We start from the raw sequence: 20,285 nt of genomic DNA, 5'->3' as shown, positions 1-20,285 counted from the left end.
CCAGGACGGGAAGCCGGGTCAGGCCACCTGCGCCGGCACATTCCAGCGTCGCGTCACATCGCCATGGCCGTTGACGCTCTCGAGGTTGACCGCGAAGCCCCACAACCGGCCGACATGCTTGAGCACTTCCTGCGCGCTGTCGTGCAGCGGGCGGTTCTGGTGCTGCACATGGCGCAGCGTCAGCGAGCGGTCGCCGCGCAGGTTGACGTTCCAGACCTGGATGTTGGGCTCGCGCGTTGAGAGGTCGTGCTGGCGCGACAAGGCCTGGCGGAGGTGTCGATAGCCGCTGTCATCGTGGATGGCGGAGATCTCGTACTCGCTCTTGGACTCGTCGTCGAGGACGGAAAAGAGCCGGAAGTCGCGCATCAGCTTGGGGCTCAGGTATTGGCCGATGAAGCTCTCATCCTTGAAATTGCGCATCGCATGGTCGAGCGTGGGCAGCCAGTCGCTGCCGGCGATGTCGGGGAACCAGGTGCGGTCCTCGTCCGTCGGGTTCTCGCAGATGCGCCGGATGTCGGTGTACATCGCGAAGCCCAGCGCGTAGGGGTTGAGGTTGGCGCCCGGGTGCTGGTAGACGACATTGGTGTGCGACTTCAGCCACTCGATCATCATGCCGTCGCTGAGGTAGCCATCGTCATACATCTGGTTCAGCAGCCGGTGGTGCCAGAAGGTGGCCCAGCCTTCATTCATGACCTGGGTCTGGCGCTGCGGGTAGAAGTACTGCGCGATCTTGCGCACGATGCGCACGATCTCGCGCTGCCAGGGCTCCAGCAGCGGCGCGTTCTTCTCGATGAAGTACAGCAGGTTCTCCTGCGGCTCCTCGGGGAAGCGGCGGCTCTCGGCGGCCTCGTCGGGGCGATCTGGCTTGCGCGGCAGCGTGCGCCAGAGGTCGTTGATCTGCGACTGCGCGTGCTGCTCTCGGTCCTTCACGCGGGCACGCTCCTCGGCGAGCGAAAGCTTGGCCGGGCGGCGGTAGCGATCCACGCCGTGGTTCATCAGCGCATGGCAGGAATCCAGCAGGGTCTCGACCTCGTCCAGGCCATAGCGTTCCTCGCAGTCGGCGACGTAGTTCTTGGCGTAGACGAGGTAGTCGATGATGGACGAGGCATCCGTCCACATGCGGAACAGGTAGTTGCCCTTGAAGAAGCTGTTGTGGCCGTAGCAGGCATGGGCGATGACCAGGGCCTGCATGGCCAGTGTGTTCTCCTCCATGAGGTAGGCGATGCAGGGGTCGGAGTTGATGACGATCTCGTAAGCCAGGCCCATCTGACCGCGCCGGTAGTTGCGTTCGGTGGCGATGAACTCCTTGCCGTAGCTCCAGTGGCGGTAGTTGACCGGCATGCCCACGGAGGCGTAGGCGTCCATCATCTGCTCGGCGGTGATGACCTCCAGCTGGTTGGCATAGGTGTCCAGCCCGAAGCGCTCGGCCGTCTGCTTGATGACGGCGTGATACTCCTCGATGAGCTCAAAGGTCCAGTCGTTGGGCGAGGGCAGGGGCTGGCTGGGTCGCTGCTGCAGCGGCTTCATGCGCTGCAGCGGCTGGCGCTGGCGGCGGTCGGGCGTGCCAGTCGGCGGCGAGGCCGGCAGGTCGTGGCGACGGCGGTCTTCCTTGCTGCTCATGAGGCGGCCCCTTCCTTCTTGAACAGCTCGCGGAAGACTGGGTAGATCTCCGAGGCCTCGACGGCCTTGCGCATCGCGAAGTGGGGAACGTCCTCGGCGAGCTTGCGATACTCGTCCCAGAGGTTCTGTTCGGGCTCGGCCACCTGCACGTAGGCGAAGTAGCGGCACAGCGGCAGCAGCTTGTCGGCCAGCAGTTCGCGGCAGCGTCCGCTGTCGTGGTGCCAGTTGTCGCCGTCGCTGGCCTGGGCGCCGTAGATGTTCCATTCCGCGGGCGAGTAGCGCTCGCGGATGATCTGCTCCATCAGCACCAGGGCCGACGAGACGACGGTGCCGCCGGTCTCGGTGGCATGGAAGAAGTTCTGCTCGTCGACCTCCTGGGCCTGCGTGTGGTGGCGGATGAAGACGACGTCGATCTTCTCGTAGTGCCGCGTCAGGAACAGGTAGAGCAGGATGAAGAAGCGCTTGGCGAGGTCCTTGCGGCTTTCGTCCATGGAGCCGGACACGTCCATCAGGCAGAACATGACGGCGCGAGTCGTCGGCACCGGGATGCGCACGCGCGAACGGAAGCGCAGGTCGATGGGGTCGAGGAAGGGAATCGCGTTGATGCGCTCGCGCAGGTGCAGGATGCGTTCGCGCGTCTCCGCCAGGAGGCGGGCCGTCTCGGGGCGGTCCTCCTTGAGCAACTCCTGCTCGCGGGTTTCCAGCTCGTGCAACTCGCGGCGCTTGTCCATGCCCAGCGCAATGCGTCGGCCGAGGGCGCCGCGCATGGAGCGCACCACGTGCAGGTTGGTGGGTGTGCCGTCGGACACGAAACCGGCGCGCTGGCTGCGCCACTCGGGCGTGTCGGCCAGCGTCGTGCGGGCGAGGTTGGGCAGGGCCAGATCCTCGAAGAAGACCTGCATGAACTCTTCCTTGCTGAGGTGGAAGACGAAGTCGTCCTCTCCCTCTCCGGAGTCGCTGGCCTCGCCACCGCCGCCTCCGCCTTGCCCGCCCTTGGGCTTGGCGATGCGGTCGCCTTTCACGTACTCCTGGTTGCCCGGGCGCACGACCTCGCGGATGCCGCCATCGCCGTGGCCGAAGATGGGCTCGCTGAGGTCCTTCTTGGGGATGTGCACGTCCTCGCCGCGTTCCATGTCGCGGATGCCGCGGCCGTCCACTGCGCGCTTGACCGCGTCGCGGATCTGCTCCTTGTGGCGGCGCAGGAAGCGCTCGCGGTTGCCGATGGACTTGTTCTTCCCGGACAGTCGGCGGTCGATGATCTGTTGAAGCGACATCGCGCGGCCTGCTTTCTTAGCTGGACTTGCGAACCCTCAGATACCACTCGCACAGCAGGCGCACCTGCTTGGCGGTGTAGCCCTTGTCCACCATGCGCTGCACGAAGTTCTCGTGCTTCTTGGCGTCCTCGGCGCTGGCCTTGGCGTTGAAGCTGATGACGGGCAGCAGCTCCTCGGTGTTGGAGAACATCTTCTTTTCGATGACGGTGCGCAGCTTCTCGTAGCTGGTCCACAGCGGGTTCTTGCCTGCGTTGTTCGCACGCGCACGCAGCACGAAGTTGACGATCTCGTTGCGGAAGTCCTTGGGGTTGGAGATGCCGGCAGGTTTTTCGATCTTCTCCAACTCGGCGTTCAGCGCGCTGCGGTCGAAGACCTCGCCGGTGTCGGTGTCGCGGTACTCCTGGTCCTGGATCCAATAGTCGGCGTAGGTCACGTAGCGGTCGAAGATGTTCTGTCCGTACTCGCTGTAGCTCTCCAGGTAGGCCGTCTGGATCTCCTTGCCGATGAACTCGGCATAGCGCGGCGACAGCTGCTCCTTGATGTAGCCGACGTACTTCTCCTCCAGCTCCTTGGGGAACTGCTCGCGCTCGATCTGCTGCTCCAGCACGTACATCAGGTGCACCGGGTTGGCGGCAACTTCCGATGAATCGAAGTTGAAGACCTTGGACAGGATCTTGTAGGCGAAGCGCGTGCTGATGCCGCTCATGCCCTCGTCGACGCCGGCGTAGTCGCGATACTCCTGGTAGCTCTTGGCACGCGGGTCGGTGTCCTTCAGGTTCTCGCCGTCGTAGATCTGCATCTTGGAATACAGCGACGAGTTCTCGGGCTCCTTCAGCCGTGTCAGCACGGCGAACTGGCTCATCATCTTCAGCGTGCCGGGGGCGCACTTGGCCTCGGCCAGCGACGAGCCGCGGATCAGCTTCTCGTAGATCTTCACTTCCTCGCTGACGCGCAGGCAGTAGGGCACCTTGACGATATAGACGCGGTCGAGGAAGGCCTCGTTGTTCTTGTTGTTGCGGAAGGTCTTCCACTCGCTCTCGTTGCTGTGCGCCAGCACGATGCCGTCGAAGGGAATGGCACCGAAACCTTCCGTCCCCTTGTAGTTGCCCTCCTGCGTGGCGGTCAGCAGCGGATGCAGCACCTTGATCGGCGCCTTGAACATCTCGACAAACTCCAGCAGTCCCTGGTTGGACAGGCACAGGCCGCCGCTGTAGCTGTAGGCGTCGGGGTCGTCCTGCGCGTAAGTTTCCAGCTTGCGGATGTCGACCTTGCCCACCAGGGAGCTGATGTCCTGGTTGTTCTCGTCGCCCGGCTCGGTCTTGGACACGCCGATCTGCTTGAGCACGCTGGGATAGCGCTTCACGACCTTGAACTTGCGGATGTCGCCGCCGAACTCATCCAGCCGCTTCACCGCCCACGGGCTGAGGATGCGATTCAGGTAGCGGCGGGGGATGCCGTAGTCGCGCTCCAGCAGCGGGCCGTCCTCGATGGGGTCGAACAGGCCCAACGGCGACTCGTTCACGGGCGAGCCGGCAAGCGCGTAGAAGGGAACGTGCTCCATCAGCTGCTTGAGCCTCTCGGCAATGGAACTCTTGCCGCCGCCCACCGGGCCCAGCAGGTAGAGGATCTGCTTCTTCTCTTCCAGGCCCTGCGCCGCATGCCTGAAATAGGACACCACCTGCTCGATGGCCTCTTCCAGGCCGTAGAACTCTGCGAACGCCGGGTAGATCTTGATCGTCTTGTTCGCGAACAGCCGGGACAGCCGTGGATCGTTGCGCGTGTCGAGCATCTGCGGCTCGCCGATGGCCTGCAGCATGCGCTCGGCGGCCGTGGCATACGCCAGCGGATTCTTCTTGCACTCCGCGAGGTAGTCCTCCAGCGAGAGCTCCTCGACCTTGCTGCGCTCGAAGCGCGCCGCGAAATGGCTGATGACGTCCATGCCGACCTCCTGCGGTTTGAACTCCACAGGGCCGCAGGCACGATCCGTGCCCGGGGACTGGGGGGTTCTGATCGCGCCTCAACTGCAAGGCGTCATCAGAACTCTCCACTCGGCAGACCAGCAACTCGGGGCTGCCGGTCGCATCTCATCACAAGAATAAGCCGCCGCCAGTCCACCAACACACCTGCCTGGTTTTCCGTTGACAGGGTGCGGTCCAGCATACGCCCGCTGGACAGGCAAGACCTGTCACCCGCCGGGCAAACCACACGAACATGGAGGCCTTGTGGCGGGCCGCAGACACTGTCGCCGGTGAAGAACTGTTGCAGTGCCGGGGCGCGCAGCCAAGGCGTTGTCCACCGTGGCCACATGCGCAGGCATCATGGCACCCTGTCCAAGTGTTGGACGTACCGTCGGCGCCGGGATGTCGGACGCCGCCGCATTGCGCGGCGGCGTGTGCCTCAGCTGCCGCGCAGCTTGTCGAGGATGCCCGACAGCGCGTCCAGCGAATCGAAATGGATGGCCAACTCGCCGCTCTGGCCACCGCGCTTGCTGCGCTTCTTCACGCGCACCTCGACGGTGGCGCCCAGCGCATCGGCCAGCTCCTCCTCCAGGCGCAGTACGTCGCGGCTCTTGTCGCCCTTCACACGCAGCAGCGGGGCCTGGCGCGCAGCGCCCTGAGTCTTGGCGACCAGCTTCTCGGCCTCGCGGACGCTGAGCTTCTTGGCCGCGATCTCGCTGGCCGTGGTGATCTGCACGGCGCCGTCCAGCGGCAGCAGCGCGCGGGCGTGGCCCATGTCGATATCGCCGGCCATCAACATGTTCTGCACCGGCGCGCTGAGGTTCAGCAGCCGCAGCAGATTGCTAGCCGCACTGCGCGACCGGCCCACGGCCTGGGCGGCCTGCTCGTGCGTCAGGCCGAACTCGTCGGTGAGGCGCTTGAGGCCTTGTGCCTCTTCCAGCGGGTTGAGGTCCTCGCGCTGGATGTTCTCGATCAGCGCCATGGCGGCGGCCGATTCGTCCGGCACGGCCTTCACCAGCACCGGCACCTCGCGCAGGCCGGCAAGTTTTGCCGCACGGAAGCGCCGCTCGCCAGCGATGATTTCGTAGGCGACACCGCCATCGGGCGTGATGGGCCGCACCAGGATCGGCTGCATGATCCCTTGGGCCTTGATGCTCTCGGCCAGCTCGTACAGCGAGCCCTCGTCCATGCGGGTGCGCGGCTGGTACTTGCCGGCCTGCAGGGCTTCCAGCTTCAGCGTGCTGGGCATGCCGTCGCGTTCGGTCGCGGGGGTGTCGCTGACTTTGGGGCCGAGCAGGGCTTCGAGGCCGAGGCCGAGGCCTTTGGGTTTCTTGGTCGCCATGGACGGTGATTGTCCTTCAGGCCTTCTTCACGCCCTGAGCAGGCCGGTCAGCAGCTCGCGGCCCTCCGGCCAGTCGCCCAGGCCCGACTCGGCATTCAGATGGCCCCGCGGCCCGGCGATGACGACGCTGCTGCCCCAGTCGGCTGCCATCTGCGTGGCGCGCTCGGCGGCCCCGTAGGGGTCGTCGCTGCTGATGACGGTCACGCTGGGGAAGGGCAGTGCCGAGCGGCGAATGGGGCGCCAACTGTGCAGTTGGGGTGGCATGTCCTCGCGCTCGGTGTCTGGCGGGGCGACGAGCAGGGCGCCTTTCACGCGCGCCGTGTGCTGCGAGTGCTCTGCCCAGCTCGCGACCAGCTGGCAGCCCAGCGAATGGGCCACGAGGATGGCCGGCGCGTCATCTTCCAGGAGCACCTCGTCCAGCCGGGCCATCCAATCGCCGCGCCTGGGCCAATGCCAGTCGTGCTGCTCAACGCGCTGGTCGCCGTGCAGCCGTTCCCAGCGGCTTTGCCAGTGCTCGGGGCCGGAGTCCTGCCAGCCGGGAAGAAGCAGTACGCGCGATGGATTCATGGTTTGCCCTTATCCTTGATGGTTCGATTCTCAGTGCTTGGAGCAGCGGCAATGACGTTCAAGGTGTTTGTGGATGGCCAGGAAGGCACCACCGGCTTGCGGATTCACGAGTACCTCGCGGCCCGCACCGACATCGAGGTGCTGAAGATCGCTGCGGACAAGCGCAAGGACCCGGCCGAGCGTTCGCGCCTGCTGAACGCCGCCGACGTGGCCTTCCTTTGCCTGCCTGACGCGGCTTCGCGCGAAGCGGCCTTCATGGTCAACAACCCCAACACCTGCCTGATCGACGCCAGCACGGCCCACCGCACGGCGCCGGGCTGGGCGTTCGGCCTGCCGGAGTTGGCCAAGGGCCAGCGCGGCGCCATCCAGGCCAGCAAGCGCATTGCCAACCCGGGCTGCCATGCCAGCGCCTTCATCCTGGCCGTGCGGCCGCTGGTGGATGCCGGTCTGCTGCCAGGCGACGCGGCCGTCAGCGCGACGTCCATCACCGGCTATTCGGGTGGCGGCAAGAGCATGATCGCCGAGTACGAGCAGCAGCCGCTGCCCGCGCACCTGCAGGCGCCCCGGCCCTACGGCCTGGGCCTGAAGCACAAGCACCTGCCTGAGATGATGGCCCACACGGGTCTGGCCGCGCCGCCGGTGTTCATGCCCATCGTCAGCAACTTCTACAAGGGTCTGGCCGTCAGCGTGCCGCTGCACCTCGACCAGCTCAAGGCAGGCGCTACGCCCGAGCAGATCCACGCCGCGCTGGCGGCGCATTACGAGGGCGAGCGCTTCATCAGTGTGAAGCCGCTGCGCGATGCGGCGACGCTGGAGACCGGCTTCTTCGACGTGCAGGCCTGCAACGACACCAACCGCGTCGACCTCTTCGTCTTCGCGTCGGACTCGCAGGTGCTGGTCATCGCGCGTCTGGACAACCTCGGCAAGGGCGCCAGCGGCGCGGCCGTGCAGAGCATGAACGTGCACCTGGGCGTCGAGGAAAGCCTCGGGCTGGTCTGAACCAGAAATCAGTGCGCCGAGGCCCAGCCTGGCGACATAGGATGACGCCTCTCGGTGGGAGGCGTGATGTCGAAGACTGCAGGCACTGATCCTGTTCTGGCCCGGATCTCCTTGGTCATTCCGGGGCGCACGATCGCCCTGGGTGGCAAGCCCGAGGACGGCGTCGCCGCGTGCCGGCTCGACACTGAAGCCGTGCGCTGGACCTATGTGCTCAGGGCGCGCGAACGCTGGTTGGGTTCCGGCGATGCCAGCGCGGGACGCGAGGAACAGGCCACCCGAACGCTGAAGGGCTTCGGCCTCAGAGACGCCGATCTGGTGGCGCTGGCCCGCGCACCGCGTGTCGTCGTGCGCATGCCTTACGCGTCGGAACGCGAGGGTTGGCAGGGCCGCATCTTTCCCTGGGAATACCTGCTGGCGAAGGCCACGCGGCGCTATCGAAACGTGGACAGCCGGCACTTCACGGTGATGCGCGAAGTGGTGCCCCAGGCGCCAGCCCGGTGGCGGAAGTCGGGGCAGCCCAGTCTGCTCTACGTGCACAGCGCGCCGGGCGGCCTGCGGCAGGTCTGGGACTTCAGTGCCGAGATGAAGCGGCTCAGGCGCGCGCTGGGCGGCATCCAGCTGATCGAGCTGAAGGACCCGAGCTGGCAGCAGTTGCATGACGTGGTGAAGCAGCGCAAGCCGGACCTGATCCACCTGAGTGGCTTCGACAACCTGGCTGGCCTGAAGGCCTTGCGCGACCTGGTACCCGATGGTGAACCGGTGGAGGCCGAATTCGGTCCGATGCGGCTGGACGACGTCCTGGCCAAGCAGGCCAGCGTGCCCGACGGCATGCTGCTGGCCGGCGAGACCAGCGGCGCGGCGGTGATCGGCGCGCAGCGGCTGGCCGAGGCGCTCAATGCGGGCGGCGAGCACTGCGCCTACTTCGTCGCGGTGAGCATCGACAACTCGGCCGCGCGCACGGCGGCGCTGATCGCGGCCGAGCGCGCGGCGCTGTCGGCCGTCGGCTTCCAGGACGCGGTCGAGAACCAACTCGCGGACTTCTTCTTCGAGCTGGTCTACAGCCAGCTCGATCAGGCGGTCTGGAATCTGCCGCTGGCTTTCGAGAGCGCCTGGCTGCGGGCGCGCAAGGAGCCCAACGCCACGCGCGCCACCGGTGTGACGCTGTGGATGGGCGCGCCGCTGAACGAGGCCGCGTTCACGCGGGGCGAGCCCGCCGCGGCGGAGCTGCGCGACGCCGACACGCCGCCGCGCCTGCTGGCCGTGCCGGAGGTGGAGCTCAACTATTCGGTGCTGCACAACAACGGGCGGCTGTTCCGCCAGATCGTCGTGGAGCGCGGCAGCGCCAAGCCCGACGACTGGCTGAGCGTTGACGTGGAGCTGCAGCTCGGGCCCGAGCAGGCGAGCTATCGCAAGCGCTTCGCGGCCGGCGCGACGCGCTTCGACCTGACCAGCGAAGTGCATGTGCCGCTTACTGCCGCATTGATGCGCTCGCTGCAGGAGGCGGTCAACAGCACCCTGATGGTCCAGCTCAGCCACAACGACAAGGTGCTGACGCGCGACAGCCACCGGCTGCGCCTGCTGCCGGTGGACCAGTGGCGCGACAACGAGAAGGACGGCCAGTGGCTGCCCTCCTTCGTGCTGCCGCGCGATCCAGCCGTGGTGGGGGCGGTGGAGCTGGCGCAGCGCTATGTGCGCATCCTGCGCGACAACCCGGCGGCGGGCTTCGAGGGCTACCAGGCCGCGCCGACCACCGAGGAAGAACAGTTGCGCGAGGTCGACTTGCAGGTGCAGGCGATCTGGTCGGCCCTCCTGCATGAATGGCAGCTCGGCTACATCAACCCGCCTCCGTCGTACAGCAGCAAGCTCGATTCGCAGCGCCTGCGCACGCCCAGCGCCATCCTCGGCGCGCGCTCCGGCACCTGCATCGACCTGGCACTGCTGTTTGCCGCCTGCCTGGAGCTGATCGACGTGTATCCCGTCATCTTCCTGCTCAACGGACATGCGCTGCCGGGATATTGGCGGCACGACAGCTTCCAGGCCGACTACCTGGCGGTCAGTGGCGAGGGCGCGCAGGGCGCCATCGCCGGTGCCGCGGACCTCAATTCATCCGCCAGCCTGCAGCGGTTTGCCTGGCAGGCGATGGGCAATGCACCTTACCGCGAGGTCAGGCAGCTGATCCGCGCCCGTCGCCTGGTCCCGATCGAGACTGTCCGGCTCACCGAGCACTGCGGCTTCGTGGAGGCCGTCGAGTCGGGCATCGATGCGCTGTCTGAAGCCGATGACTTCCATTCGGTGCTGGACATCGTCACCGCGCGCATGAACGGCATCACACCCCTGCCCATCGTGGGGGAGCGGCCATGAGTCTCGCCTGGCCGCCAGAAGGGGCTCATTCCCGTCCAGCGGGACGGCGCACGGTGCGAAGGGGGAGCCATGACCAGCCATGACATCTGGGCGGACGTGAATGCCAGGCTGGCGCTCGAGGAGGCGCCAAGCTCGATCAGTACCCTGCCCATCGGCCAGCGCCGTCGGCGCGCGGCAGCGCGCGATGCCGATGGTCGCGCCAAGGTCGAGCTGGTGCGCGACGAAGACGGGCTGCTGCGCTGGGTCTATTCGCCGCCGACCACGCCGGGGGGCACGGGGCGGCGCTCCTACCGTTCGATCCGCGTGGCGCCGGCCGACGTGGTGCAGAGCTTCCGCTTCAACGATTTCGGCGCCAACGCTGTGACCGACAAGCTGATCGCGGCCGACGGCTGGTTGACGCCCGACCAGCGCATGCAGCGCTGGCAGGAGGGCCGCTTGGTGGACGATGTTCAGCCCCGCATCGACAAGGGGCGCGTGCTGTTGCTGGTGCATGGCACCTTCAGCAAGTCACAGATGTGGTTCGACGAGCTGCAGGCCAGCGAGGCCGGCAAGAAGCTGCTGGCCGGCTGGCAGCAGAAGTACAGCGCGATCCTGGCCTTTGGCCACCCGACCCTGTCGGTGGCGGCCTGGTCCAACGCGCTGGATCTGCACCGTGCGCTGCTGAACGTGAGTGCACCGGTCGACGTGGTCTGCCACAGCCGGGGCGGCCTGGTCGTGAGCTGGCTGATGCGTTTGCGCGCCGTGCCGGTGGAGCGCGTGGTTTTCGTCGCCTCGCCGCTGGTGGGGACCAGTCTGGCGGCGCCGGACAAGCTGCGCGCTGCGCTCGACATGATCGCCAGCTATGCGGATGCGGTGTCCAGGGTCAGTACGCATGCCACGGGCATCGTGCCCTTCGCCGAAGGGGTTTCGCTGCTGGCCAAGATCTTCGGCAAGGTGCTGCACCTGGGCAGCACCACACCCATCGTCGATGCGGCGGTGGGGTTGGTGCCGGGGCTCGCGACGCAGCAGCTGGTCAAGAACAACAGCGATGTGCGGCAGCTGTTTGCCGACCCCTGGCTCAGCACGCCCCGGATGTCCGGCATCGGGGCATCCTTCCAGCCCGACGAGAGTGCGCAGCCGATCTGGAAGTTCTGGCGGCGCTTCAGCCATGTCGGCGACCAGATCAAGTACGGCGCTGCCGACATGGTGTTCCCCGGTCCCAACGACCTGGTGGTGGACGTGGACTCGATGTTCCGGCTCGGCGAGGGGGGCAACATCACGTTCGAGGCCCTGGGCGTGGGCCCGACCACGCACCACACCAACTACTTCCGCGATGAGCGGGTGATCGGCTACCTGGGTGATCAGCTGTCGCTCCAGAACTGAGTCTGCAGGTGTGGCGCCTCAGGGGGCCGCCAGAGACGCCAACTGCCAGGCGGCGAACCCGGCCAGCAGCACCGCCGAGCCGCGACGGATCCAGCGCAGATGCGCCGCCCGCAGGCGCTCGCGCAAGCGGCCCACGAGGCCCACCAGCACCAGCCACCAGGCTGCCGAGCCGAGGAAGACACCGGCGATCATCCATGCCGGCGACGCCGTCGTCAGGCCGGCGGCCAGCGACGAGAACACCGCGATGAAGGACAGGATGGTGGCGGGGTTGGACAACGTCAGCAAAAAGGTGCCACCGAAGGCCTGCCAGCCCTTCACGCCGCCCCGGGTCGCCGCCGCCTGCCCGGCGAGCGCGCCATGCCAGGCGGTCCAGGCCAGCCACAGCAGGAACAGCGCTCCGCCTACCGCGAGCGGCGCGCGCGCCGCGGTCAGCAGCGAGATCACCGCCGTCACGCCGAAGGCGCCGATCGCCCCGTACAGGGCATCCGCCACCGCCGCGCCCAGGCCGGTGGCCAGGCCGACGCGTGCGCCATGGTCCAACGTGCGCTGAATGCACAGCAGGCCGATGGGGCCGACGGGTGCGGCGATGGACAGGCCAATCAAGGCCGACTTGAGGAGCAGGGGCAGGGGCGAGGTTTCCATGACGTGAAGTCTATTCAGGCGATTCACGACCAAGAATGATCTGTTTCAGGCAAAAATAGCCCATCACCTGAATGTTTGAGGCAATTTTGAAATGAACATGGTGGATGAGAAGGCTTGGCGCATCCTGTCTGCGCTGCAGGATGACGCCCGCGTCTCACTGAAGACGCTGGCCGAGGTTGCGGGGCTGTCGCTGCCCGCCACGGCCGAGCGGGTCAAGAAGATGGAGGCAGCAGGTCTCATCCGCGGCTATCACGCGGACATCGCGCCGGAAGCGCTCGGTTATGGCATCAAGGCCGTGGTGGCGATCACGACCCAGCATCCCTACAAGCAGAAGTTCATCGAGGTGCTGAGGGCCAAACCCCAGGTGCTGGAATGCCTGCACGTGACGGGGGCGGACTCCTGCCTGTTCACCGTCGTCGCGAAGGACATGCAGGACCTGGAGCAGTTCCTCGCCAGCATCAATCCCTACGGCGAGACGCGGACTTCGATCGTGATGTCGTCGCAGATTCCGCGGCGCGGGGTGCAACGGTTCTAGACAGGCTGCGGGCTACTGCGCCACCAGCTCCACGCGCCGGTTCCTCGCGCGCCCCGCCTCGTCCCCGTTGCCGGCCACGGGTGCCAGGCTGGCGAGGCCCTTGGGGGCGAGCCGGCGGGTGTCGACCTTGTAGGGCGCTGCGGTCAGCGCCGCGACGACGGCCTGGGCGCGGGCGAGGCTGAGCTTTTCGTTGGCCTCGAAGCTGCCGATGTTGTCGGTGTGGCCGACGACCCAGGCCTTGAGCGCGGGTTGCGTCTTCAGGAGCTCGGCCATCGCGTCGAGCTGGGTCCTGGATTCGGGCTTGAGCTCGGTCCTGCCGGTGTCGAAGAAAAGGCCGGTCAGCGTGACCCGGCCTTCCGCTGCCAGGCCGGACTGCAGGGCGGCAGGGTCCACGCTGACCTGGCCGGTGGCCATGGCCCGGGGTTCAACGATCTGCAGATAGGTGGCGGTCAGCCCGGTGCTGGCATTGGCGGCGAGGGCGTTGTAGAGCAGCACGGTCGCCTCCTGGCCCGGCTTGCCCAGCGTGCCGACCAGCATGCGGCCCTGGTCCGGGCTCAGTGCCGAGCTCAGGCTGTAGCGGCTGCCCGTTGGCGTGTCGACGTCGCCCTTGGCCCAGGCGAAGCCCTTGGTGGGTTCGAGTTGGCGGACCCAGGCGAAGTAGAGGTCGTTGCAGTCGCGCTCGCAGGCGAAGCGTTTCCTGAAGCCGGCCTGCGTCAGCGCCTGCTCGTAGTTGCGCCACACCTCCAGCGCTGCCTTGCCGCGCGGCGCAATGTAGAGGAGTTGCGTGACCTTGCCCTCCAGCTCGACGAGTTCCTTGAACTTGTACTTGTCGGCCTTCTGGAACTCGGGTGCGGCCGGCACGGCGGCGGCATCCCATGCGGAGACGCGCCAGCCGGCCAGCCAGGAGCCAGCGAAGCGCCGGACCAGCGGGTGGTCGGCCGCGCCGGCCACGTCAGCCTTGGGTTCTTCGGCCCGGGCGTTGACAAGGCACAGGGCAGCGAGGAGAGAGAGGAGGGCGGCGCGTGTCGGGAGCATGGGGGTGGCGGCAGTTGCGGAGGCTCGATGTTGACCCAGTCGGTGCCGCCACCCGCCGCGTCGTCGGCCTGCAAACGTGGGAACCGGAAGAGACGACGCGCGCTCAGCGCAGCACAGGCTCGGGGCTGCGATAGTGGTAGCGGTAGGCGAAGACGAAGCCGAGGCGCGCGTAAAGCCGCTGCGCGACCGCGTTGTCGCTGCCGACCTGCAGATAGGCCTGCCCCGCGCCCTGGTTGTGGGCGAGGCCCAGCAGCGCGCGGCACAGCCGCTCCCCGTGGCCCTGGCGAGGCGCGGCCGAGGCGATGTCGTAGAGGCCCACGATGTCGCCGTCGACGACCATCTGGCCGCAGGCCAGCAACGTGCCGGCGTCGTCGGTGAGTGCAAAGCCCTGGTAAGTGACGGGCGCGTTGGCAATACGTTCCGCATGGGCGGCGATGGCCGTGGGCGGCGAGCCGCGCAGTGCGCCGACCAGCTCGGCGTAGGCTGCGGCATCCAGGGCCTGGAGGCTCGCGTGCTGTGGAGCCGGTACCAGCTGCTCCAGCACCATCACGTCGGCGGCATCAAAGGCGCCCCAGCCCTTGGCCGCGAGCCGGGCGTCCAGGTCGGCCGGCCGGCTCCAGGGCGTCACGCGTACGGCCAGAGGCAGGCCCGCCGCATCGTAGGCCTGCTGGCAGCGGGCGAGCAGCTCGTCCAGCGGCAGGGTGCCCTGGCGCAGCGCATTGATGCAGCGCGAGCGCTTGGCCTTGCCCGGGGAGAGGCGGATCAGCCAGCCGTCGACGTCGGCCTGCTGGGGTGGGGCGCTGGCATCGAGGCCAGCCCGTTCGGCGCGCAAGGCGAGGGCCTGGAGGCGGGTTTCAGGCATCGTCGAGTAGGGTCGAGGGCCGGGCCCACACGCAGCGCCACACCGGGTGTTGTTGGCCGGCGAGCGGCTCGCTCAGTTGCAGGTCGCGGACCTCGGCGCCCAGGCGCTCGTAGAAACCCCGGGCGGCCGTGTTGACGTCCAGCACCCACAGGTAAAGCGGGCGGGTCGAGCCTTCATGCAGCAGGCGCGTGGCCACGCCTCGCATCAGGCGCCGGCCGATGCCGCCGCCCTTGAGGGCCGGGGCCACGTGCAGGTTATCGATGTAGTCGCCCCAGTCCGGGTCGCGGTCAGGGATGACGTAGGCGAAGCCCAGCAGGCGGCTGGCGGCGTCCTCGGCGATCAAGCCCCATTCGAGGCCGGCTGCGCCGACTTGCAGGCGCGCGCGCCAAGCCTGGCGGCGCTCGGCGTCGGCCTCGTGGTCGAGGTAATGGTCCGTGAAAACGCCGCGGTAGGCGCTGCGCCAACTGTCGGCCTGGAGGGCGGCGATGGCATCGGCGTCGGCCGGCGTCATGAGGCGGAGCGTGACGTCGGGCTGCACCATGGCGCTTTAGCGCATCGTCTCGATCCGCCGCACCATTTCCTTGGCGAAGTCGACGAATGCCTGCGCTCCCTTGGAGCTGGGGTCGAAGACGACGCCGGGCAGACCGTAGCTGGGCGCCTCGGCCAGCCGCACGTTGCGCGGGATGACGGTGTCGAAGACCTTGTCGCCGAAATGGGACTTGAGCTGGTCGCTGACCTGTTGCTGCAGCGTGATGCGCGGGTCGAACATGACGCGCAGCAGACCGATGATCTCCAGGTCGCGGTTCAGGTTGGCGTGGATCTGCTTGATGGTGTTGACCAGGTCGGTCAGCCCTTCCAGCGCAAAGTACTCGCACTGCATGGGCACGATGACGCCATGGGCGCTGCACAGGCCGTTGAGCGTCAGCATGGACAGCGAGGGCGGGCAGTCGATCAGCACAAAGTCGTAGTCGCTGTCGGCCTGCGCCAGCGCCGCCTTGAGGCGGGCCTCGCGACGCTCCAGCGCGACCAGGTCGACCTCGGCGCCGGCCAGTTCGCGGTTGGCGCCCAGCACGTCGTACCCCGCCTTCTCGGCGCGGGCCTTGGCCTCGGCGATGGAGGCGGACTCCAGCAGCACGTCGTAGACCGTCATCTCCAGCTTGCGCTTGTCGATGCCCGAGCCCATGGTGGCGTTGCCCTGCGGGTCCAGATCGACGACGAGGACGCGCTGGCCGATCTGGGCCAGCCCGGCGGCGAGGTTGACGGTGGTGGTGGTTTTGCCGACGCCGCCCTTCTGGTTGGCGATGCAGAAAATCTTGGATGCCATGGATGCCTACCTGGACAGCGCCAGCCGGATGCCGAAGCCGAGCAGGCAGACGCCCGCGATCTTGTTGAGCAGCGTGGTGATCGAGGGCTTGGACCGCAGCCGCTCGGCGAGCTGGTGGGTCAGCAGCACGGCCACCAGACCGTAGAGGAAGGTCAGCGCAGCGATGGTGGCGGCCATGGCCGCGAACGTGGCCACGCCCTGGTGGCGGGCGGGGTCGACGAACAGCGGGAAGAAGGCCATGTAGAACACGATGGCCTTGGGGTTCAGCAGCGTGATCACCGTGGCCTGTCGGAAGTAGTGATGGGGCTTGATGTTCAGCACGGGCCCTTGCCCGGGTTTGGCGGCCAGCATGCGCCAGCCCAGCCAGGCAAGGTAGGCGGCCCCTGCCCACTGCACGGCGTGGAAGGCGGCCGGGTAGGCCGACAGCAGCGCCGACACGCCGGCGACTGCCAACCACAGCAGCACCTGGTCACCGGCAATGATGCCGAAGGTGGCGGCCACGCCGCCCGCGATGCCGCCCTTGCTGGTGGAGGTGATCAGCGCCAGGTTGCCGGGGCCCGGGATCGCGAGGAAGAGCACGATGGCGGCGACGAACGCGCCGTAGTCAGCGATGCCAAACATGGGGGGGCAACGAGGAGAAGGGCGGCCAGTTTAAGCGACACGCATCCCGCCAAGACGGCGTGTTATCGCGGACGCATCCAAACCAGGCAACGCTGCGCGTCCAGGCCGGGAACCGTCAGTTGTTCCACGTGAAACACATCCACGTCGGGAGGCAGGGCGGCGATTTCGTCGGCGGGATGCTGGCCCTTCATGGCCATCCAGACAGCCCCTTCGGCCAGATGTAGCCGGGTCAGATGGGTGAAGTCGACCAGTGAGGCAAAGGCGCGTGAGGTGATGACGTTGAAGGGGGGCGTTGTCAGTTGCTCGACTCGGCTGTGCACGCCATGCAGGTTGGGCAGCTTCAGCTCGGCCGCGACCTGCTGAATGAAGGTGGCCTTCTTGGCAACTGCGTCCACGCAGCTGACGTCCGTGCCCGGGCAGCAGATCGCAATGACCACGCCAGGCAGCCCGCCGCCGGCGCCGACATCCAGCAGCCGGGCCGGTGCGCCCTGTCGCCTCAGTGGTGCGATGACAGCCAGGCTGTCCACCAGATGGTGGCTGAGCATCTGTGCAGGGTCCCGGACGGCGGTCAGGTTGTAGACCTTGTTCCACTTCTGCAGCAGCGCCAGGTAGGCGAGCAGCTGCTCTTGTTGATGGGGGCTGAGTTCCAGACCCAGGGTCGCGACATCCTGGGTCAATCGGTCCGCGAGGTTCAAGCCATCACCTCGGCCAAGGTCGTTTGAGAAATACCAGCCTCTCGAAGTTCGTGGTTCACGCGGTCCCGCACGGCCGCCGCGCTGGCGCCCTGCTGTGGCCAGGTGTGGTGGGCATCCGCCAGCACGGACACCGGCAGCCCGCGGCGTTGTCCACCCAGCGCGGTGGCCTGGACACAGCAGTCACTTTGCAGGCCTGCGAGCAAGATGCGGTCATGGCCTGCCAGCACTTGGGCGAGCACAGCGTTGCTGAAGGCATCGGCTTCCACCTTGACGATGCGCGCTTCGTCGGGGGCTGGCGCGAGCCGGGGATCGATGGCGAAGCCGGCGCCGTCCATGGCACCGGCCGGTTCGTGGTGCTGCACCCACAGCACCGGCCAGCCTTGGGCGCGGGCATGGGCGACGGCGCGTTGGCAGGCGGCAATCAGCACATCGCCGTCAGGCATGGCCCATTCGCCGGTGAAGGCGCCCACCTGGGTGTCGATGATGACGAGGGCCGTCGTCATGCGGCCTCGGTTTCCGCGGCGAAGCCCTTGAACTTGCCCTTCTTCAGGTGCACCAGCAGCAGCGAGATCGCCGCCGGCGTGATGCCGGAAATGCGGGAGGCCTGGCCCAGTGTCTCGGGGCGATGGGTGTTCAGCTTCTGGCGCGCCTCGAAGGAGAGGGCGTGGACGAGGCTGTAGTCCAGGTCGTCCGGCAGCTTCAGGTGCTCGAAGTGGGCGGCGCGTGCGACGTCGTCCACCTGCTTGTTGATGTAGCCCGCGTACTTGGTGCTGATCTCGACCTGCTCGGCCACGAGGTCGGCCAGCTCGCGGCCCAAGTCAGCAGTCAGGGTTTCACGTGAAACACCGGCCTCGGGTTTCGCAATGGCGGCGACTTCGGCGATGGTGTCGAAGCCGACACCCGGACGACGCAGCAGGTCGGCCAGGTTGTATTCACGTTCGAGCGCCTTGCCGACCAGACGCTCGGCGTCCGCCGCAGGCAGGATGCCCGGATGCACCCACGTGCTCTTCAGCTTCTCGGTTTCGCGGGCAATCGCGTCGCGCTTGCGATTGAAGGCTGTCCAACGCTCGTCGTCCACGAGGCCGAGCTGCCGGCCTGTGTCGGTCAAGCGCAGGTCAGCGTTGTCCTCCCGGAGTTGCAGCCGGAATTCGGCGCGGCTGGTGAACATGCGATAGGGCTCCGTGACGCCCTTGGTGATGAGATCGTCCACGAGCACACCCAGGTAAGCCTGGTCGCGTGCCGGCGTCCACGGGCCGTTGCCTCCAACCTGAAGCGCCGCGTTCAGGCCGGCGAACAGGCCCTGGGCTGCCGCTTCCTCATAGCCCGTCGTGCCATTGATCTGACCGGCGAAGAACAAGCCCTGGATGACCTTGGTCTCGAACGAGGCCTTCAGGCCGCGTGGGTCGAAGTAGTCGTACTCGATGGCGTAGCCTGGCCGCAGGATGTCGGCATTCTCCAGGCCTGGGATGCTGCGCACCGCGGCGAGCTGGATGTCGAAGGGCAGTGAGGTGGAGATGCCGTTCGGGTAGAACTCGTGCGTCGTCAGGCCCTCGGGCTCCAGGAAGATCTGATGCGAGTCCTTGTCCGCGAAGCGGTTCACCTTGTCCTCGATGCTCGGGCAGTAGCGTGGGCCCACGCCCTCGATGACGCCAGTGAACATGGGGCTGCGGTCGAAGCCGCTGCGGATGATCTCGTGCGTGCGCGCGTTGGTGTGGGTGATCCAGCACGGCACCTGCTGCGGGTGCATGGCCGTGTTGCCGAGGAAGCTGAACACCGGCACCGGGCTCAAGTCGCCGGGCTGGGGCTCACACTTGCTGAAATCGATGGTGCGCCCGTCCAGCCGGGGGGGCGTACCGGTCTTGAGCCGGCCTTGCGGCAGCTTCAGCTCCTTGAGCCGCGCAGACAGGCTGATGGCTGGCGGGTCACCCGCGCGGCCGGCGCTGTAGTTCTCCAGGCCCACGTGCACGCGGCCGTCGAGGAAGGTGCCGGCCGTCAGCACGACGGCACGGGCGCGGAAACGGATGCCAGCCTGCGTGATGGCGCCGACGACGCGGTCGCCTTCCACCATCAGGTCGTCCACCGCTTGCTGGAACAGCATCAGGTTGGGCTGGTTTTCCAGCCGTCGACGGATGGCGGCCTTGTAGAGGATGCGGTCGGCCTGGGCTCGGGTGGCCCTCACGGCCGGGCCCTTGCTGCCGTTCAGGATGCGGAACTGGATGCCGCCCTCGTCGGTGGCCAGCGCCATCGCGCCGCCCAACGCGTCGACCTCCTTGACGAGATGGCCCTTGCCGATGCCGCCGATGCTGGGGTTGCAGCTCATCTGGCCCAGGGTCTCGATGTTGTGGGTCAGCAGCAGCGTCTGCGCGCCCATGCGCGCGGCCGCGAGCGCCGCCTCGGTGCCGGCATGGCCGCCACCGACGACGATGACATCGAATTCCTTGGGGTAGAGCATCTCGGTCCTGGAAAGAACGAACAGCCCGCGCGAGCGCTCGGGCAAACCCCCAATTTTACGAAGCGGCTGTGGATAAGTCACCCCGTCCACCGGGCCGGCGCAGGGACAATTCGACAATGGAATGTCGTCCCCGTTGCGCCGCCTGCTGCATCGCCCCGTCGATCAGTTCGCCCATCCCCGGCCACCCCGGCGGCAAGCCGGCGGGCGTGCGCTGCGTGCAGCTGGACGAGAAGGACCGTTGCCGCATCTTCGGCCGGCCCGAGCGCCCCGCCGTCTGCGGATCGCTGCAGCCCAGCGACATCATGTGTGGTGACAGCCGCGAGCAGGCGATGCGCTGGCTGGGCTGGATGGAGCGCGAGACCGCACCGTCTCAGCTCGGCTGAGGGTGGGGCGCGAGGCCGAAGCGTGCACGCCAGGCCTGAGCGCGCGGGTGGTCCCAGTACTTGTCGAAAAAGTAGTGAAGCACCGTGTTGGCCAGCGGCTCGATGAAGGTGACCGCGCCGGCCACGCTTAGGCTGCCCGTCAGCACATAGGTGACGCTGAACGAGGTGCCGAGGTGGAGAACGCCGAAGCTGACGGTCTTGGCCATGATGGATCTATCGATGAGAAGCTATCAATAGTTAAATGATAATCATT

At 67.2% G+C, this 20,285-nt stretch carries 20 protein-coding genes; 5 read left to right on the top strand and 15 right to left on the bottom strand.

Annotated elements, in window-relative coordinates; all coding sequences use genetic code 11:
• Positions 1–18 precede the first annotated feature (18 nt).
• The 5 genes from VGF12_RS24220 to VGF12_RS24200 all read right to left on the bottom strand — a co-directional run bounded on the left by VGF12_RS24220 (position 19) and on the right by VGF12_RS24200 (position 6,761).
• Positions 19–1,620, bottom strand: coding sequence for a SpoVR family protein (locus VGF12_RS24220; RefSeq protein ID WP_414710195.1), 1,602 nt, complete (start codon positions 1,618–1,620; stop codon positions 19–21).
• Positions 1,617–2,894, bottom strand: a complete 1,278-nt coding sequence (locus tag VGF12_RS24215) for a YeaH/YhbH family protein (RefSeq protein WP_331178607.1) — start codon at positions 2,892–2,894, stop codon at positions 1,617–1,619. The genes VGF12_RS24220 and VGF12_RS24215 overlap by 4 nt, the downstream gene beginning before the upstream one ends.
• Before the next feature lie 16 nt (positions 2,895–2,910).
• Complete coding sequence (locus VGF12_RS24210; protein ID WP_331178606.1) at positions 2,911–4,833, bottom strand: PrkA family serine protein kinase; 1,923 nt, start codon at positions 4,831–4,833, stop codon at positions 2,911–2,913.
• A 458-nt stretch (positions 4,834–5,291) separates the two neighbouring features.
• Positions 5,292–6,194: a ParB/RepB/Spo0J family partition protein gene (locus tag VGF12_RS24205; protein ID WP_331178605.1), complete on the bottom strand. Its 903-nt coding sequence runs from the start codon at positions 6,192–6,194 to the stop codon at positions 5,292–5,294.
• Between the two features lie 27 nt (positions 6,195–6,221).
• Positions 6,222–6,761: an RBBP9/YdeN family alpha/beta hydrolase gene (locus VGF12_RS24200; protein ID WP_331178604.1), complete on the bottom strand. Its 540-nt coding sequence runs from the start codon at positions 6,759–6,761 to the stop codon at positions 6,222–6,224.
• Positions 6,762–6,812: 51 nt separating this feature from the next.
• Here VGF12_RS24200 and argC point away from each other — a divergent pair, with 51 nt between their 5' ends.
• The 3 genes from argC to VGF12_RS24185 all read left to right on the top strand — a co-directional run bounded on the left by argC (position 6,813) and on the right by VGF12_RS24185 (position 11,483).
• Positions 6,813–7,760: an N-acetyl-gamma-glutamyl-phosphate reductase gene (gene argC, locus VGF12_RS24195; RefSeq protein ID WP_331178603.1), complete on the top strand. Its 948-nt coding sequence runs from the start codon at positions 6,813–6,815 to the stop codon at positions 7,758–7,760.
• Between the two features lie 66 nt (positions 7,761–7,826).
• Complete coding sequence (locus VGF12_RS24190) at positions 7,827–10,121, top strand: hypothetical protein (protein ID WP_331178602.1); 2,295 nt, start codon at positions 7,827–7,829, stop codon at positions 10,119–10,121.
• 69 nt (positions 10,122–10,190) lie between these two features.
• Positions 10,191–11,483: an esterase/lipase family protein gene (locus VGF12_RS24185; RefSeq protein WP_331178601.1), complete on the top strand. Its 1,293-nt coding sequence runs from the start codon at positions 10,191–10,193 to the stop codon at positions 11,481–11,483.
• Positions 11,484–11,501: 18 nt separating this feature from the next.
• On the opposite strand, the gene VGF12_RS24180 is transcribed toward VGF12_RS24185, so the two are convergent.
• A complete protein-coding gene (locus VGF12_RS24180; protein WP_331178600.1) occupies positions 11,502–12,125 on the bottom strand; it encodes a LysE/ArgO family amino acid transporter in 624 nt (207 codons plus the stop codon).
• 97 nt (positions 12,126–12,222) lie between these two features.
• On the opposite strand from VGF12_RS24180, the gene VGF12_RS24175 reads away from it, so the two are divergent.
• Positions 12,223–12,660: an Lrp/AsnC family transcriptional regulator gene (locus VGF12_RS24175; RefSeq protein ID WP_331178632.1), complete on the top strand. Its 438-nt coding sequence runs from the start codon at positions 12,223–12,225 to the stop codon at positions 12,658–12,660.
• A 12-nt stretch (positions 12,661–12,672) separates the two neighbouring features.
• Here VGF12_RS24175 and VGF12_RS24170 read toward each other — a convergent pair whose 3' ends face one another.
• The 8 genes from VGF12_RS24170 to mnmG form a co-directional block, all read right to left on the bottom strand.
• On the bottom strand, positions 12,673–13,695 hold the full coding sequence (locus VGF12_RS24170) for an OmpA family protein (protein ID WP_331178599.1): 1,023 nt from the start codon (positions 13,693–13,695) through the stop codon (positions 12,673–12,675).
• Positions 13,696–13,798: 103 nt separating this feature from the next.
• Positions 13,799–14,557 (bottom strand): GNAT family N-acetyltransferase, encoded by a 759-nt coding sequence (locus VGF12_RS24165; protein ID WP_331178598.1) that lies wholly within the window; start codon positions 14,555–14,557, stop codon positions 13,799–13,801.
• Positions 14,550–15,098, bottom strand: coding sequence for a GNAT family N-acetyltransferase (locus VGF12_RS24160; RefSeq protein WP_331178597.1), 549 nt, complete (start codon positions 15,096–15,098; stop codon positions 14,550–14,552). The genes VGF12_RS24165 and VGF12_RS24160 overlap by 8 nt, the downstream gene beginning before the upstream one ends.
• Positions 15,099–15,104: 6 nt before the next feature.
• Positions 15,105–15,881: a ParA family protein gene (locus VGF12_RS24155; protein WP_331178596.1), complete on the bottom strand. Its 777-nt coding sequence runs from the start codon at positions 15,879–15,881 to the stop codon at positions 15,105–15,107.
• Between the two features lie 6 nt (positions 15,882–15,887).
• Positions 15,888–16,502: a LysE family translocator gene (locus tag VGF12_RS24150; RefSeq protein ID WP_331178595.1), complete on the bottom strand. Its 615-nt coding sequence runs from the start codon at positions 16,500–16,502 to the stop codon at positions 15,888–15,890.
• A gap of 62 nt (positions 16,503–16,564) precedes the next feature.
• Positions 16,565–17,197: a 16S rRNA (guanine(527)-N(7))-methyltransferase RsmG gene (rsmG, locus tag VGF12_RS24145; RefSeq protein ID WP_331178594.1), complete on the bottom strand. Its 633-nt coding sequence runs from the start codon at positions 17,195–17,197 to the stop codon at positions 16,565–16,567.
• On the bottom strand, positions 17,194–17,700 hold the full coding sequence (locus tag VGF12_RS24140; RefSeq protein WP_331178593.1) for a cysteine hydrolase family protein: 507 nt from the start codon (positions 17,698–17,700) through the stop codon (positions 17,194–17,196). The genes rsmG and VGF12_RS24140 overlap by 4 nt, the downstream gene beginning before the upstream one ends.
• Entirely contained in the window at positions 17,697–19,649 is a 1,953-nt protein-coding gene (mnmG, locus tag VGF12_RS24135) for a tRNA uridine-5-carboxymethylaminomethyl(34) synthesis enzyme MnmG (RefSeq protein ID WP_331178592.1), read from the bottom strand. The genes VGF12_RS24140 and mnmG overlap by 4 nt, the downstream gene beginning before the upstream one ends.
• Positions 19,650–19,765: 116 nt before the next feature.
• Here mnmG and VGF12_RS24130 point away from each other — a divergent pair, with 116 nt between their 5' ends.
• On the top strand, positions 19,766–20,032 hold the full coding sequence (locus VGF12_RS24130; protein ID WP_331178591.1) for a YkgJ family cysteine cluster protein: 267 nt from the start codon (positions 19,766–19,768) through the stop codon (positions 20,030–20,032).
• Here VGF12_RS24130 and VGF12_RS24125 read toward each other — a convergent pair.
• The gene (locus VGF12_RS24125) at positions 20,020–20,238 is read right to left on the bottom strand and encodes a DUF2061 domain-containing protein (protein ID WP_331178590.1); all 219 of its coding nucleotides are present in this window, start codon (positions 20,236–20,238) and stop codon (positions 20,020–20,022) included. The two genes, VGF12_RS24130 and VGF12_RS24125, sit on opposite strands and share 13 nt — an antisense overlap.
• Positions 20,239–20,285 lie beyond the last annotated feature (47 nt).

This window comes from Roseateles sp. (genome assembly GCF_036404855.1).
In the GTDB taxonomy this organism is placed as follows: domain Bacteria; phylum Pseudomonadota; class Gammaproteobacteria; order Burkholderiales; family Burkholderiaceae_C; genus Pelomonas.
Note: the sequence above shows the minus strand (reverse complement) of the source record. Positions and strands in the feature narration are given on the sequence as shown.

Bases quoted from the DNA above. Each gene is read 5' to 3' on its own strand.
- VGF12_RS24220 (WP_414710195.1), bottom strand. From the start codon at position 1,620: ATGAGCAGCAAGGAAGACCGCCGTCGCCACGACCTGCCGGCCTCGCCG.
- VGF12_RS24215 (WP_331178607.1), bottom strand. From the start codon at position 2,894: ATGTCGCTTCAACAGATCATCGACCGCCGACTGTCCGGGAAGAACAAG.
- VGF12_RS24210 (WP_331178606.1), bottom strand. From the start codon at position 4,833: ATGGACGTCATCAGCCATTTCGCGGCGCGCTTCGAGCGCAGCAAGGTC.
- VGF12_RS24205 (WP_331178605.1), bottom strand. From the start codon at position 6,194: ATGGCGACCAAGAAACCCAAAGGCCTCGGCCTCGGCCTCGAAGCCCTG.
- VGF12_RS24200 (WP_331178604.1), bottom strand. From the start codon at position 6,761: ATGAATCCATCGCGCGTACTGCTTCTTCCCGGCTGGCAGGACTCCGGC.
- argC (WP_331178603.1), top strand. From the start codon at position 6,813: ATGACGTTCAAGGTGTTTGTGGATGGCCAGGAAGGCACCACCGGCTTG.
- VGF12_RS24190 (WP_331178602.1), top strand. From the start codon at position 7,827: ATGTCGAAGACTGCAGGCACTGATCCTGTTCTGGCCCGGATCTCCTTG.
- VGF12_RS24185 (WP_331178601.1), top strand. From the start codon at position 10,191: ATGACCAGCCATGACATCTGGGCGGACGTGAATGCCAGGCTGGCGCTC.
- VGF12_RS24180 (WP_331178600.1), bottom strand. From the start codon at position 12,125: ATGGAAACCTCGCCCCTGCCCCTGCTCCTCAAGTCGGCCTTGATTGGC.
- VGF12_RS24175 (WP_331178632.1), top strand. From the start codon at position 12,223: ATGGTGGATGAGAAGGCTTGGCGCATCCTGTCTGCGCTGCAGGATGAC.
- VGF12_RS24170 (WP_331178599.1), bottom strand. From the start codon at position 13,695: ATGCTCCCGACACGCGCCGCCCTCCTCTCTCTCCTCGCTGCCCTGTGC.
- VGF12_RS24165 (WP_331178598.1), bottom strand. From the start codon at position 14,557: ATGCCTGAAACCCGCCTCCAGGCCCTCGCCTTGCGCGCCGAACGGGCT.
- VGF12_RS24160 (WP_331178597.1), bottom strand. From the start codon at position 15,098: ATGGTGCAGCCCGACGTCACGCTCCGCCTCATGACGCCGGCCGACGCC.
- VGF12_RS24155 (WP_331178596.1), bottom strand. From the start codon at position 15,881: ATGGCATCCAAGATTTTCTGCATCGCCAACCAGAAGGGCGGCGTCGGC.
- VGF12_RS24150 (WP_331178595.1), bottom strand. From the start codon at position 16,502: ATGTTTGGCATCGCTGACTACGGCGCGTTCGTCGCCGCCATCGTGCTC.
- VGF12_RS24140 (WP_331178593.1), bottom strand. From the start codon at position 17,700: ATGACGACGGCCCTCGTCATCATCGACACCCAGGTGGGCGCCTTCACC.
- mnmG (WP_331178592.1), bottom strand. From the start codon at position 19,649: ATGCTCTACCCCAAGGAATTCGATGTCATCGTCGTCGGTGGCGGCCAT.
- VGF12_RS24130 (WP_331178591.1), top strand. From the start codon at position 19,766: ATGGAATGTCGTCCCCGTTGCGCCGCCTGCTGCATCGCCCCGTCGATC.
- VGF12_RS24125 (WP_331178590.1), bottom strand. From the start codon at position 20,238: ATGGCCAAGACCGTCAGCTTCGGCGTTCTCCACCTCGGCACCTCGTTC.